This window comes from Varunaivibrio sulfuroxidans, from assembly GCF_029318635.1.
Taxonomy (GTDB): domain Bacteria; phylum Pseudomonadota; class Alphaproteobacteria; order Rhodospirillales; family Magnetovibrionaceae; genus Varunaivibrio; species Varunaivibrio sulfuroxidans.
In genome coordinates this window covers 1560284-1573735 of record NZ_CP119676.1, presented here as the reverse complement: position 1 = coordinate 1573735, position 13452 = coordinate 1560284, and the positions used below count along the sequence as shown (strand labels likewise).

The following is a 13452-nucleotide window of genomic DNA, read 5'->3' as shown; positions in this document are numbered from 1 at the left end:
GCACCGTCTTTCTCCCCCCGCGGACGCCACCGTACGGCGCACCGGGGATTTGTGATCAAAGCTGCGAGACCGCCGGACACAACCGGCTGGCAAGGACAGTGAAAAACCTTAAGGAAATGCTTTAACATGACCAATTTTGCCGCGTCCACGATAGACGCCCCGATGACCGACGAAAATTTTGAAGAGCTTCTCGCCGAATCCCTCGGCGAAGACGATCGTTTTGAAGGCAAGGTGCTCAGTGGCACCATCATTCGCGTCGATGGCGACGTCGCCGTGATTGACGTCGGCCTCAAATCCGAAGGCCGCGTCCCCCTGAAGGAATTCGGTCAGGGCAAGGAAGGCGATCTGTCCGCCGGCGATGTCGTCGATGTCTTCATCGAGCGCTTCGAAGATCGCGACGGCATGATCCGCCTGTCGCGCGAAAAAGCGCGCCGCGAGGAAGCCTGGACGCTGTTGGAGAAGTCCTTCGAGGCGACCGAACGGGTCAACGGTGTGATTTTCGGACGCGTCAAGGGCGGCTTTATCGTCGATTTGCAGGGCGCCGTGGCGTTCCTGCCCGGCTCGCAGGTCGATATCCGCCCGGTGCGCGATATCGCCCCGCTGATGGGCACGCCGCAACCGTTTCAGATTTTGAAAATGGATCGCGCGCGCAACAACATCGTGGTTTCGCGCCGCGCCGTTCTCGAAGAAACCCGCGCCGAAGCCCGCGCCGAATTGATTTCCGGCTTGAAGGAAGGCGATATCCTCGAAGGCGTAGTTAAGAACATTACCGATTACGGCGCATTCGTCGATCTGGGCGGCGTCGATGGTCTGTTGCACGTCACCGACATCGCCTGGCGGCGTATCAACCATCCGAGCGAGGCGTTGCAGGTCGGCCAGACCGTCAAGGTCCAGGTGATCCGCTTCAACTCCGAAACCCAACGCATCTCCTTGGGTATGAAGCAGCTCGAATCCGATCCATGGGACGGCATCGCGGCGAAATATCCGGTTGGCGCCAAATTCACCGGTCGTGTCACAAACATCACCGACTACGGCGCATTCGTCGAGTTGGAGCCGGGCGTCGAGGGCCTGGTGCACGTTTCCGAAATGAGCTGGACCAAGAAAAACATCCATCCCGGCAAAATCGTCTCCACCAGCCAGGAAGTCGAAGTCATGGTGCTCGACACCGATTCCGAGAAGCGGCGGATCTCGCTGGGTCTCAAGCAGTGCGGCAACAATCCGTGGGATGCCTTCTTGGCCGAAACCCCGATCGGTTCCGTGGTCGAGGGCGAAATCAAGAACATCACCGAGTTCGGCCTGTTTATCGGTCTGCAAGGCGATATCGACGGTATGGCGCATCTGTCCGACTTGTCCTGGGACAAACCGGGTGAAGAGGCGATCGCCGAATACAACAAGGGCGATGTCGTCAAAGCCAAAGTGCTTGACGTCGATGTGGAAAAAGAACGCATCTCCCTCGGCATTAAACAGCTGACCGAAGATCCCTTCGAGGGCACGTTGTCGTCCTTGAAGCGAGGCGCCATCGTGACCTGCACGGTAACCAAGATTGTCGATAACGGTATCGAGGTCAATGTTGACGGTATGCCGGGCTTCATCCGCAAGGCCGAATTGTCGCGCGACCGCTCAGAGCAACGCCCGGATCGTTTCGCTACGGGTGAGAAGGTGGACGCCAAGATCACCCAGATCGATAGCGCTTCGCGGCGTTTGACGCTGTCGGTCAAGGCGCTTGAAGTGGCCGATGAAAAGCAGGCCCTCGCCGACTTCGGATCGTCCGATTCGGGGGCGTCGTTGGGCGATATCCTGGGCGCGGCGCTGCAAGAGAGGAAGGCCGCCGCGGAAGAAGCCGCGGCCAAGGACGACGGCGAGGGAGACAAATCCTAAGGGTTGTCCTTTCTTTCCCCCCCTGGGGGATGGTGCGATGATGAACCGGTTAAAGACCGCCCCGGGCTCTCGGTGGCGGTCTTTTTCACGTTCAAATTCATCCTCAAGATTGCGTCGCGGCGGCCATGCTTGTGATACCGTCCGGTTCGCCGTGCGTGGCGGGCGATGGTGTCAAATTCTTGACGATGACAAGGAGGCGGTCCATGGTGGCGGTGCAGAAAAATGTGACCGGGCCCCCAGAGGAGTGTGACCGGACATGGCGTTCGAGGCTGATAAAATTATCCATCATCGTCGCCTAAAGCGCTACTTGACCCTATGGCGCGCGGTGGCGATCGCGGCCTTGGCCGTTATCGCGGTCATGGTTTTTGGCGTCCATGCGCGGGATGCTCTGCGAGGCCGGGCGCATATCGCACGCCTCCATATCGACGGCGTCATCCACGAAGATACCATCCTGGAGACCCGCCTGCGCAAGTTGGCCGATGACACTAAAACGCAAGCCGTCATCGTGCGTATAGACAGTCCCGGCGGCACGGTGGTCGGTGGAGAAAACCTCTTTTATGGATTGCGTGGGATCGCCGAAAAGAAGCCGGTGGTGGTGGTTATGGGATCGACGGCAACTTCGGCGGCGTACATGGCGGCGATCGCCGCCGACAGAATTTTCGCCCGCGCCGGTTCGATTACCGGTTCGATCGGCGTGGTTTTGCAGTCGGCCGAGATCTCCGGGCTTTTGGGTAAGATCGGAATTACGCCGATCACCATCAAGAGTTCGCCGCTTAAGGCGCAGCCAAATTTTACCGAACCTCTCGACCCCGCAGCGCGCAAGGCTAATCGCGATGTCGTCATGGACCTTTACGCCATGTTCGTCGATTTGGTGGCCGAGCGCCGTCATATGACGCCCACGCAGATCGGCGTGGTTGCCGACGGTCGGGTGTTTACCGGACGTCAGGCTCTAAAAGCCGGCCTGATCGACGAGATCGGCGCTGAACCGGAGGCGCTGCGCTGGCTGCATACGCAGCGCGGCCTCGACGCAAAACTTCCGGTTGTCGATGTCTCCGCCCCGCCTCCCATCGGGGGGTGGTTTTCCCAGCTTACGGGGATGATAGGAAAAACACTGTTTTCTGAACGGGTTAGACTTGACGGCGTGCTCGCGCTTTGGCACCCTGGTCGTGGGTAGGTTTGCGCATCGTATCGCATTGGGCTGATCGGTGCGCCGATCTGGGCGCTATCCGCAACCAAAAGGTTTATTGCTGATGACCAAGTCTGAATTGATCGCAAAATTGGCCGAGGCGAATCCCCATCTTTACCAGCGCGATGTGGAACGCATTGTAACCACTATTTTCGATGAAATCACCAACGCGCTGGCTGATGGCGATCGTGTTGAATTAAGGGGTTTCGGGGCGTTTTCGGTAAAAGAGCGGGGCGCGCGAACGGGGCGAAACCCCCGTACCGGCGAGGCCGTTCATGTCGATGCCAAGTCCACGCCTTATTTTAAAACCGGCAAACAGTTGCGTGAAAAATTAAACGCTCCGCGCTGATCCGGGCGCGCCTTGGATGACGCGCCAAGGCGTTGGCGAAGAGAGGGGGAGCGAACGGGCGCTTTTGCGTTCCCCACGCCTTGGGTCAAATTATGCCTTGGGCCAAATTTATGTCTTGGGTCAAATTACGCCTTGGGTCAAATAACGCGGTGGGCCAACGATGTGTTGTGGACCGGCGGTGTGGGGGGGCGTCGTCTCGCAGATCCGCGGTCGCCCTTCGCGCGGCGCACGCCGCCCCGTTAGGGTGGAGGGCGGCGCGACCGAGGGTCTTATAGAGGATCGCCGTGTAAGAGGATCGCCGTGGTGAAAAAGCTTATTTCCTGGATCGTTTTGATTCCGATCGGTGTCGTGGTGGTGGTTTTCGCCATTTTCAACCGCGCCCCGGTGTCTTTCGACCTGTGGCCTTTCGCCTATCGTATTGACGTGCCTTTATTTATAGCGGTATTCGCCGGGGTCCTGATCGGGTTTATTTTGGGCGTTGGCGTGATGATGTTGGCTCTTGGGCGTGCGCGCCGGGCGCGCCGGGCGCAGATGTACCGCGCGGAAGATGCCGAACGCGAGGCGCGCTACTTGAAAAATGAACTCGACAAGGCGCAAAATTCAGCGCGGCAGAACGCCGCCGGCGGCGTGCCTGCAACGGCGATGGCCAAAACCGGCGAGGTTGTCGCGCCGCCGCCCGCCGCGTACTGATTCCCCGTCATTTTGGGAAAACGACCTTTTGGGGAAACGCCATGCGTCTTTTTACGGCCGCCGATCTCGCCCGGGTGCTGGATTACTCCGACCTGGTCGCGCGGATCGCTCTTTATTTCGAAGGGGGCTGCACCCAACCGGTGCGCCACCACCATACCCTCGCCCGCGCCGGGCGAGACGACGCCACCTTGTTGTTGATGCCGGCTTGGCGGTTGACGGCGCAAGGCGGAGGCGGTGCTTGCGCCCCGGCGGATGAACCGGCGATGCTCGGGGTCAAGGTGGTCAGCGTCTTTCCCGACAATGGGTTGCGTGGTCTTCCCGCCGTGGCGGGAAGTTATCTGCTGATCGACGGCGATAGCGGTCGGCCGCTGGCGGTGATGGACGGTGGCGAGCTAACGGCGCGGCGCACGGCGGCGGCCTCGGCGCTGGCGTCGCGCTTCCTTTCCCGCCCGGACAGCGCCACCCTATTGATCGCGGGCACGGGGCGCCTCGCCCCCCATCTGGCCGCCGCCCATAGCGCGGTGCGCCCGATCCGCCGCATCCTGATTTGGGGCCGTGCGCCGGACAAGGCCGCGGACGTAGCGCGCCACTTGGCGGATCAAGGCTACGCCGTCGAGGCCGTGGGCGACTTGCGTGAGGGCGTTGATAATGCCGATATCGTCTCCACCGCGACCCTGGCGCGTGACCCGATTATCCATGGCGACTGGTTGCGCGCGGGCCAGCACCTGGATCTGGTCGGCGGCTTTCGCCCCACCATGCGCGAGGCGGACGACGCGGCGCTGAGGCGGGCGGAGATTTACGTCGATACCCGCGAAGGGGCGTGCCGCGAGGCCGGCGACATCTGCGATCCGCTCGCCCGGAAGGTCATCGGCGAGGCCGATATCGCCGCCGATCTGGGCGCGTTGTGCCGAGGCGAACATGCCGGGCGCACGGCGCGGGAGGCGATTACCCTGTTCAAATCGGTGGGCGCGGCGTTGGAAGATTTGGCGGCGGCGGCGTTGGCGTATCGGCGGCTGGACCGGGAACACCTGACCCTAGCCGGGAGGGAATTGTGACGGTATAACTTGTGTGCCGCCTCCCCCTGACGGCACCTCCCTAACGAGACAGCCCAAGGAGAACGCCCGATGCCCCCCCACCCTCTGCCGCCCGAGCACCGCGTTTTCGTCGCCCTGGACACGACCGACATCGAACGTGCGGAAAATCTGTCGCAGGGCCTGCGCGGACGCGTCGGTGGGATTAAAATCGGTAAAGAGTTTTTCACCGCCCACGGCCCTCAGGGCGTGTCCCGGGTACGCGGTGGGCACGATGGCCTGTTTGTCGATCTTAAATATCATGATATTCCCAACACCGTGGCGGGCGCGGTGCGCGCATCGCTGGCGATGCGCCCCACCATCGTCAATGTTCACGCCGGGGGTGGGGCGGCGATGATGCGCGCCGCCGCCGCCGCCGCCGCCGAGGCGGGGGAAAACCGTCCCCTGATGATCGCGGTGACGGTCCTCACCTCATTGGGCGCGGACGACTTGCGCGCCGTCGGCATCGAGGCCACGCCCGAGGAACAGGTCCTGCGTCTGGCCGCGTTGGCCCAGGCATGCGGGCTCGACGGCGTCGTCTGCTCGGCGCGCGAGGTCACGGCCCTGCGCCAGCACCTGGGGTCCGACTTCACGTTGGTGACGCCGGGTATTCGCCCGGAATGGGCCGCCAGCGACGATCAAAAACGCATCGTGACGCCGCGCGAGGCGCTGGATATGGGCGCCGACTATCTGGTCATCGGGCGACCGATCACCGCCGCCCCCAACCCTGCCCAGGCGGCGGCGCGCATCGCGGCGGAGTTGGCCGCGTAATGTACGCCGTGGCCCAATTTTTTTCTAAAAGAGCCGTTTTTGCGTGCGTTTAACCGCGCGCGAAAGGTAACATAGCCCACCGGGATCCACCGAGGTCCACCGGGGCGGCTCGTGGACGCGCGGCCCCGTCATGAGGTAGGGGGAACTATGAACGACACACTCGAAACGCCACCATCCGGTCCGGGGAATGTCGGTCCGGCGCGGATCCGCGCCTTCGCGCTGGTGGGCGAGACCTTGGGCGAGATCTATCGCCGGCGTCGCGCGCTGGTCAAAATCGCCGCCGTTCCGGCGGCGGTCTGGGCGCTGTTCGGCTTCGTCCAACTTTATATGATTACGCAAATGCTGCGAAACGGCGTCTTCAAGGCGAGCGTGCATGGCGGGGAATCCTGGCTGCCGACAACCTTCACCGTTTCCGGCTGGCTCGTCAACGCGATCTTAGCCTCCGGCCTCGCCATCGCGTGCCACCGTCTGCTGCTTTTGCGCACGATGCCGAAATCGGCGCTGGGCTTCGATTTCGGTTGGCGTGAGGTTCGCTATATCGGCTACGGCGTGCTGATCGCCATCGTGGCCTTTGCCCCGTTCTATCTCGGGATGATGCTTTTTCTCATGTTAGCCCTTGGAGGCGCGCCATCCCACGCACACGTCAGCCCCCTGTTGGGGATGGCGGTGGGTCTCTTTTTTATCGGGGCGTTCATATTCACGTATATGGCCTTCGTGCGTCTATCGTTGGTGGTCCCCGCGATCGCGGTCGATGCGGGGGCGGGGCTTTTTTCCCGCTTGAAACGGGCCTGGCGTCTCGGACGCCCCGCCCCCTGGCGTCTCACCGGGGCCTGGATGATGATTACATTGATTATCGGCTTGGTTTTGATTGGGCCGGAAATTCTGGGCGGCTATATTTACGGTTTTTACGGCGGCTCCGCCGTGCTCGCCATCGCCTTTGCCTTGGGTAATGTGATCGTGACGATTTTGTTCGCCTTCATGTTCTCGCTGGCGTACCGGCGGTTGGGCGGGGAAATTTCCGAACCGGCGCCAAGCGAAGCCTAAGGATGAGACATGAAAAAGACGGCGGCATAAAAACGGAAAGGCGCGGTCATGGCCCTCGAAGTTAAAATCTGCGGGGTGAAGCACCCGGACGCCGTCGCCGCCGCGACCATGGGCGGGGCGAAAATGCTGGGTTTCGTCTTCGTGCCCCGCTCGCCGCGCGCCGTCACCGTCGCCGAGGCCCGCGATTTGATGGCTCTGGTCCCCCCGGAGGTGTTGAAGGTGGCGTTGGTGGTCGATCCCGACGATGACGTCTTGAAGGCCCTGCGCCATGAATTGCCGATCGATTTATGGCAATTGCACGGTAAGGAAACCCCCGAACGGGTGGCGGCGGTCAAGGCCATGACCGGCATTGGCGTGATAAAGGCGGTGGCGATCGGCGATGAAGGCGATGTGATCAATGCGGGCGGGTATGAACAGGTGGCGGACCGTCTGTTGTTCGACGCCAAACCGCCGCCCGGCGCAACGCTGCCCGGCGGCAACGCCCAACCCTTCGATTGGACGATACTGTCCGGGCGGGTTTGGCTGAAACCGTGGATGCTGGCGGGGGGACTTCATGCCGGCAATCTGGTCCAGGCGGTATGCGCCAGCGGGGCTCAGGCGGTGGATGTATCTTCCGGGGTGGAGGATGCGCCGGGCGAAAAAAGCCCGCGGAAAATCAAGGAATTTTTGCGTCTGGCGGCGGCGCTTTAGGGGCGCGCCGCGCGGGGTCCCTTTTGTTCGGCCCCGGCCCCGATGCTGCGGCCTTCCCTTGGCCGTGCGGTTATGGTTTACTCCCGCCACGCGCCTTGCGTTATCACCCCGAGCTCGACTTATGAAAAGACCCACAAGAAAATGATCGCGACCGTTTCATGACATCGTTAAACACCTACCGTGCCGGCCCCGACGCGGACGGCCACTTCGGCATTTACGGCGGACGTTATGTCGCCGAGACCCTGATGCCGCTGATCCTGGACGTCGAAAAATCCTATCGGGCGGCCCAGAACGATCCCGAATTCGTCCGCGAGATGACCTATTATTTTTCCCAGTACGTGGGGCGGCCGAGCCCGCTTTATTTCGCTCAGCGCCTGAGCGATCATCTGGGTGGGGCGAAAATTTATTTCAAGCGCGAGGATCTCAACCATACCGGCGCGCATAAGATCAACAACTGCATTGGGCAAATCCTGCTCGCCCGGCGGATGGGCAAAAAGCGCATCATCGCCGAAACCGGCGCCGGCCAGCACGGCGTCGCCACGGCGACGGTGTGCGCGCTGTTCGGCCTGTCGTGCACCATTTACATGGGGGCTAAGGATATCGACCGTCAGGCTCCCAACGTGTTCCGCATGAAAATGCTGGGGGCCGAGGTCGTACCGGTGACCGCCGGGTCGTGTTCGCTGAAGGACGCCATGAACGAGGCGATGCGCGACTGGGTGGCGCGCGTGGAGGATACCTATTATCTGATCGGCACCGTCGCCGGGCCCCATCCGTTCCCCGAAATGGTGCGCGACTTTCAGTCCGTGATCGGCGAGGAAGTCCGCGACCAGATCATCGCGGCCGAAGGCCGCCTGCCCGACAGCCTGCTGGCGTGCATCGGCGGCGGCTCCAATGCGATGGGGTTGTTCTACCCGTTCCTGGACGACGCCGACGTGGACATCGTCGCCGTCGAGGCGGCGGGCGAAGGGGTCGAAACCGGCAAGCACGCGGCCTCGCTCAGCGCCGGCGCGCCGGGGGTTTTGCACGGCAACCGCACCTACCTGCTGCAGGACGACGACGGCCAGATCACCGAGGCTCATTCCATTTCCGCCGGACTGGACTATCCCGGTATCGGCCCCGAGCACGCCTGGCTTCATGACAGTGGCCGGGTTTCCTACGTCTCGGTCACCGACCGCGAGGCGGTCGCGGCGTTCCAACTGTGCACCCGCCTGGAGGGCATCATTCCGGCCCTGGAATCGTCTCACGCCATCGCCCATGCCTGCAAGACCGCGCCGGGCTTGGGAGGCGATCATGTCATGGTGATGAACCTGTCGGGGCGCGGCGATAAGGACATCGCCACCCTTGCCGCGCAAATGGAGGCGCGGCCATGAGCGCATACCCCGACGCCCGGAACGTCACCACCCGCATCGGGCGGCGCTTCGACGCCTTGCGCGCCGAGGGCCGCGCCGCGCTGGTTACCTTTATCACCGCCGGGGATCCCGATTTCGACACCGCGGTGGTGCTGTTGAAGGGCCTGCCCCGGGCGGGCGCCGACGTGATCGAACTGGGTATGCCGTTTTCCGACCCGATGGCCGACGGCCCGGCGATCCAGTTCAGTTCCCAACGCGCCCTGGCCGGTGGGCAGACCCTGGAAAAAACGTTGGCGATGGTTGGGGCGTTCCGCGCCGAAGACGCCGACACGCCGATCGTCCTAATGGGCTATTACAATCCGATCCATCACTACGGCGTCGATCGTTTTTTGGCCGCCGCCAAGGCCGCCGGGGTCGATGGCCTGATCATCGTCGATCTGCCGCCCGAAGAAGAGGGCGAGCTGTGCCTGCCCGCGCTTAACGCCGGGATCAATTTCATTTATCTGACCACGCCGACCTCCGACGACGTCCGCCTGACGCGGGTGTTGGAGAACGCATCGGGTTTCGTCTATTATGTGTCGATCGCCGGGATTACCGGCACCCGTTCGGCCAAAAGCGCCGATGTCGCCGCCGCGCTGGCGCGTATTCGCCGCCATAGCCCATTGCCGGTGGCGGTCGGTTTCGGCATCAACACCCCCGAGGCGGCGCGCGAAATCGCCTTGGACGCCGATGGGGTCGTGGTCGGTTCGGCGATTGTAAAACGGATCGCGGACGGGCTTGACGACGCCGGGCGGGCGCGGTCCGGCTTGGTGGACGCGGTGCTCGGGTTCGTCGGCGAACTGGCGCGCGCCGTGCGTGGCGCGCGTGGCTGATGGCGCGTGGCGAATTAATGGTTTCTAAGGAACGGCAGGCATGAACTGGCTTATCAATTTCGTCCGACCCAAGCTCAAAGAGCTGGTCGGCGGACAAAAAGAAATTCCCGACAACCTGTGGCGCCAATGTCCGGCGTGTCAGCAGATGATCTTTCATCGCGATCTGGAGGCGAACCTGCACGTCTGCCAACATTGCGGTCATCATTTGAGGATCGGCGTGCGTCGCCGCCTGGAACTGTTGTTCGACGACGGCGCCTATGACGAGGCCGAGTACAAGGCCCCGCTCAACGACCCCTTGAAATTCCGTGATCTTAAAAAATACAGCGATCGCCTGCGCGACGCGCGCGCCAAGACCGGCGAGGACGAGGCGTTGATCGTCGCCCACGGCAAGATGGGCGGCAATAACGTGGTCATCGCGGCGTTTAATTTCGCCTTCATGGGCGGCTCGATGAGCGCGGCGGTCGGCGAGGGGATCGTCACTGCGGCGCGCTTGGCGGTGCTTCAGGACGCGACCTTGATTATCGTGCCCGCGTCGGGCGGCGCGCGCATGCAAGAAGGCATTTTGTCGTTGATGCAGATGGCGCGCACCACCATCGCCATCGAAGAAGTCAAGGAAGCCGGGCTGCCCTACATCGTGCTCCTCAGCGATCCCACCACCGGCGGGGTGTTGGCCTCGTTCGCCATGCTGGGCGATATCCACATCGCCGAACCGGGCAGCCAAATCGGTTTCGCCGGGGCGCGGGTGATCGAACAGACGATCCGCGAAAAACTGCCGGAAGGCTTTCAGCGCGCGGAATATTTGTACGAGCACGGCATGGTCGATATGGTGACGCCGCGCGCCGAATTGCGCGACACCTTGGTGCGGGTGATATCGATCCTGCGCAATCCGGCCCCAATGGGCAACGTGCTCGCCCTCGAAAAAGGCGGCGCATAACCTCGTCTTTCCGTCTTGATTTCCCCCTTCCCTTGGCGGGCCTTGGCCCCTGGATACCGCGTCATGGATATTCTCAAGCGTTTGCACATGCTGCACCCCAAGGTGATCGACCTTAGCCTGGGCCGGATCGAAACCCTGCTCGCCCGCCTGGGCCATCCCGAACGATCCCTGCCGCCGGTGATCCACGTCGCCGGCACCAACGCCAAGGGGTCGATCATCGCCTACCTGCGCGCGATGTTGGAGGCGGCGGGAAAGCGGGTCCACGTCTATACCTCGCCGCATCTGGTGCGTTTTAACGAACGCATCCGCGTCGCGGGACGGGAAATTTCCGACGCCGACCTGATCGCGGTTTTGGAGGAATGCGAACGGGTCAACGCGGGCGATCCGATCACCTTTTTCGAAATCACCACGGCGGCGGCGTTTCTTGCCTTCTCGCGCACGCCCGCCGACGTCGTCTTGCTGGAAACTGGCCTGGGGGGGCGTCTCGACGCCACCAATGTGATCGACAAACCGGCGTTGACCGTCATCACACCGGTCAGCGAGGACCATCAGCAATATCTCGGCGACGACATCCAGGATATCGCCGGGGAAAAGGCGGCGATCATGAAACCCGGCGTGCCCTGCGTGCTGTGCGCGCAAACGCGCAACGTCCAGCGCCTGATGCAGGAGCGCGCCCGCGACATCGACGCCCCGCTATATGGCGAGGCCCTGGATTGGGACGTCGTCCTTCAGGGCCGCGCCCGCGCCCCCGAGGGGTTCGCCTTTCGCCGCCTGGGGCCGGCGGGGAATCGAGGCGACGGGGTCAGTGAAAAGCGGATTTTTCCGATGCCGGGGTTGGTCGGCGGTCATCAGGTGAAAAACGCCGGGGCGGCGGTCGCCGCCATCCAGGTGTTGAACGGACTCGATCTGGGTTTCGATGTCCCCGACAGCGCGATCGCGATGGGACTTAAAACCGTGTCCTGGCCGGGACGGATGCAGCCTTTGAAAAACGGCCCCTTGTTCGATCTTTTGCCGGATGACGGCGAGGGCGACGGCGCGGACGAAGCCGGGCAAGACGGGGGTTGGGAACTATGGCTCGACGGTGGGCATAATCCGTCCGCCGCCAAAGCGATCGCGGCGCAAGCCCGCGCTTGGCGCGATAAGCCGCTGTATCTGGTGTTCGCCATGTTGCGGAGCAAAAAACCGCTCGATTTTCTCAAGCCTCTGGAGGGGCGCGTCGAGCTGTTGCGCGCCGTCGCCATCCCCGGAGAGGACGCCTCGCTCAGCGCCGAGGAAGCCGCCGCCGCCGCCGCCGGATGGCGCATGGACGCCGCCCCCGCCGCCGACGTCGCCCAAGCAATACGCGACATTGTCGCCAACGGATCGCGTCCGGGACGTATCTTGATCGCCGGCTCGCTTTATCTGGCCGGTCACGTCCTTAAGGACAACGCCTAAGCCTTCATATCGCCCTTTTTGCGGGCGACCTTTATTTCAGCCTTCGCCGCGCCGCGCCGACGGTGGCTTCAAAACGCCTTTTAAGCGAAAGCAGGACCATGGAAACACACTTTCCCCTCAATGTAGCACTATTTCACGCCATCAACGCCGACCCCGACGCCAGCCCCATCATCGTCAACATCGCCAGAGTCATCGCCTCCTCTTCGCCCGAGGTCGTGATTGTCCTGCTGTTGCTCGTTTGGTTTCGCCATGGCGCGGCGGAGCGCCGCGCCTTGATGGTCGCCGGGGTGGCCACGCTCGCGGGTTTGGCGATAAATTTCATTTTCGCATCCACGATGTACGCTCCCCGTCCCTTCGAGTTGGGGATCGGGCGCACCTTGCTGGCCCATCGCCTGGAAACCTCGTTTCCCAGCGACCATGTCACCTTTTTGCTTTCCCTGGGGTTTGGCCTTCTGGCGTCTAGGGGAATGCCTCGCTTGGCGTGGGTACTGATCGGTGTCGGTGTCGCCACCGCTTGGGCCAGGGTGTACCTGGGGGTTCATTTTCCCCTCGACATGGCGGGGTCGGCGGTGATTTCGCTGTCGGTGGCGCTATTGTCGGCGACCTTGGCGGGACATCTGGACGGCATTTTCTTCGCGCGGGTGGAACGGGTGCACCGCGCGCTGGTTTCGCGCTTCGCCAAGACCGGAAAAAAATAACCCCGCCACCACGCCGCCGCGACCATGCCTGCAGGGACCCCGCGCCGTCGGCGCTTTCCCTGCAGGCCGGCCCTAGGCCGGGAATTCTCTGGAGGCCCCGCCGGAAGGCATACGTCGGAAGCCGGAAGGCGCACGCCGGAAGAAGGTCATCGGGGCTAAACGACGGAGTTAATCCACTCCATCAGCTTTCCCTTCGGCATGGCGCCGATTTTCTGACTGGCGACTTCGCCGTTCTTGAAAATCATCAAGGTCGGGATCCCGCGCACGCCGAACTTTGTCGGCGTCATTGGGTTCTCGTCGATATTCAATTTCGCGATGACGATTTTATCGCCGAGTTCCCGACCGATTTCCTCCAGCGCCGGGGCGATCTGTTTACAAGGACCGCACCATTCCGCCCAAAAATCAATCAGGACCGGGGTTTGCGCGTGGGTCACATCGGCGTCGAAAGAGGCGTCGGTGATGTTCTTGGCCATATACGTATCCTTAT

At 62.5% G+C, this 13452-nt stretch carries 14 protein-coding genes; 13 read left to right on the top strand and 1 reads right to left on the bottom strand.

Translation table 11 applies throughout. The annotated features are described in order from the left end of the window. Positions 1-126: 126 nt before the first annotated feature. From rpsA to P3M64_RS07390, 13 genes are all read left to right on the top strand, one after another. Positions 127-1878, top strand: coding sequence for a 30S ribosomal protein S1 (rpsA, locus tag P3M64_RS07450; protein WP_132939343.1), 1752 nt, complete (start codon positions 127-129; stop codon positions 1876-1878). A 256-nt stretch (positions 1879-2134) separates the two neighbouring features. Further along, the gene (gene sppA / locus P3M64_RS07445; RefSeq protein ID WP_132939344.1) at positions 2135-3052 is read left to right on the top strand and encodes a signal peptide peptidase SppA; all 918 of its coding nucleotides are present in this window, start codon (positions 2135-2137) and stop codon (positions 3050-3052) included. Between the two features lie 76 nt (positions 3053-3128). After that, on the top strand, positions 3129-3413 hold the full coding sequence (gene ihfB / locus P3M64_RS07440; RefSeq protein WP_132939345.1) for an integration host factor subunit beta: 285 nt from the start codon (positions 3129-3131) through the stop codon (positions 3411-3413). Positions 3414-3716: 303 nt separating this feature from the next. After that, on the top strand, positions 3717-4103 hold the full coding sequence (locus P3M64_RS07435) for a lipopolysaccharide assembly protein LapA domain-containing protein (RefSeq protein WP_165886338.1): 387 nt from the start codon (positions 3717-3719) through the stop codon (positions 4101-4103). Positions 4104-4144: 41 nt separating this feature from the next. Beyond that, on the top strand, positions 4145-5158 hold the full coding sequence (gene lhpI, locus P3M64_RS07430) for a bifunctional Delta(1)-pyrroline-2-carboxylate/Delta(1)-piperideine-2-carboxylate reductase (RefSeq protein WP_132939347.1): 1014 nt from the start codon (positions 4145-4147) through the stop codon (positions 5156-5158). Positions 5159-5227: 69 nt separating this feature from the next. Further along, the gene (pyrF, locus tag P3M64_RS07425) at positions 5228-5944 is read left to right on the top strand and encodes an orotidine-5'-phosphate decarboxylase (RefSeq protein ID WP_132939348.1); all 717 of its coding nucleotides are present in this window, start codon (positions 5228-5230) and stop codon (positions 5942-5944) included. Between the two features lie 147 nt (positions 5945-6091). Further along, positions 6092-6988 (top strand): hypothetical protein, encoded by an 897-nt coding sequence (locus P3M64_RS07420; protein ID WP_132939349.1) that lies wholly within the window; start codon positions 6092-6094, stop codon positions 6986-6988. Between the two features lie 48 nt (positions 6989-7036). Further along, the gene (locus tag P3M64_RS07415) at positions 7037-7678 is read left to right on the top strand and encodes a phosphoribosylanthranilate isomerase (protein WP_132939350.1); all 642 of its coding nucleotides are present in this window, start codon (positions 7037-7039) and stop codon (positions 7676-7678) included. A 158-nt stretch (positions 7679-7836) separates the two neighbouring features. After that, entirely contained in the window at positions 7837-9048 is a 1212-nt protein-coding gene (gene trpB / locus P3M64_RS07410) for a tryptophan synthase subunit beta (protein ID WP_132939351.1), read from the top strand. Next, positions 9045-9899: a tryptophan synthase subunit alpha gene (gene trpA, locus P3M64_RS07405; RefSeq protein WP_132939352.1), complete on the top strand. Its 855-nt coding sequence runs from the start codon at positions 9045-9047 to the stop codon at positions 9897-9899. The genes trpB and trpA overlap by 4 nt, the downstream gene beginning before the upstream one ends. A 40-nt stretch (positions 9900-9939) precedes the next feature. Beyond that, positions 9940-10833 carry an acetyl-CoA carboxylase, carboxyltransferase subunit beta gene (accD, locus tag P3M64_RS07400; RefSeq protein WP_132939353.1) on the top strand — a complete coding sequence of 298 codons (894 nt, stop codon included), beginning with the start codon at positions 9940-9942 and terminating at the stop codon, positions 10831-10833. Between the two features lie 63 nt (positions 10834-10896). After that, complete coding sequence (locus P3M64_RS07395) at positions 10897-12267, top strand: bifunctional folylpolyglutamate synthase/dihydrofolate synthase (protein WP_132939354.1); 1371 nt, start codon at positions 10897-10899, stop codon at positions 12265-12267. 98 nt (positions 12268-12365) lie between these two features. Continuing rightward, on the top strand, positions 12366-12965 hold the full coding sequence (locus tag P3M64_RS07390) for a phosphatase PAP2 family protein (protein ID WP_132939355.1): 600 nt from the start codon (positions 12366-12368) through the stop codon (positions 12963-12965). Between the two features lie 155 nt (positions 12966-13120). Here P3M64_RS07390 and trxA read toward each other — a convergent pair whose 3' ends face one another. Next, positions 13121-13438, bottom strand: coding sequence for a thioredoxin TrxA (gene trxA, locus P3M64_RS07385; protein ID WP_132939356.1), 318 nt, complete (start codon positions 13436-13438; stop codon positions 13121-13123). Positions 13439-13452 lie beyond the last annotated feature (14 nt).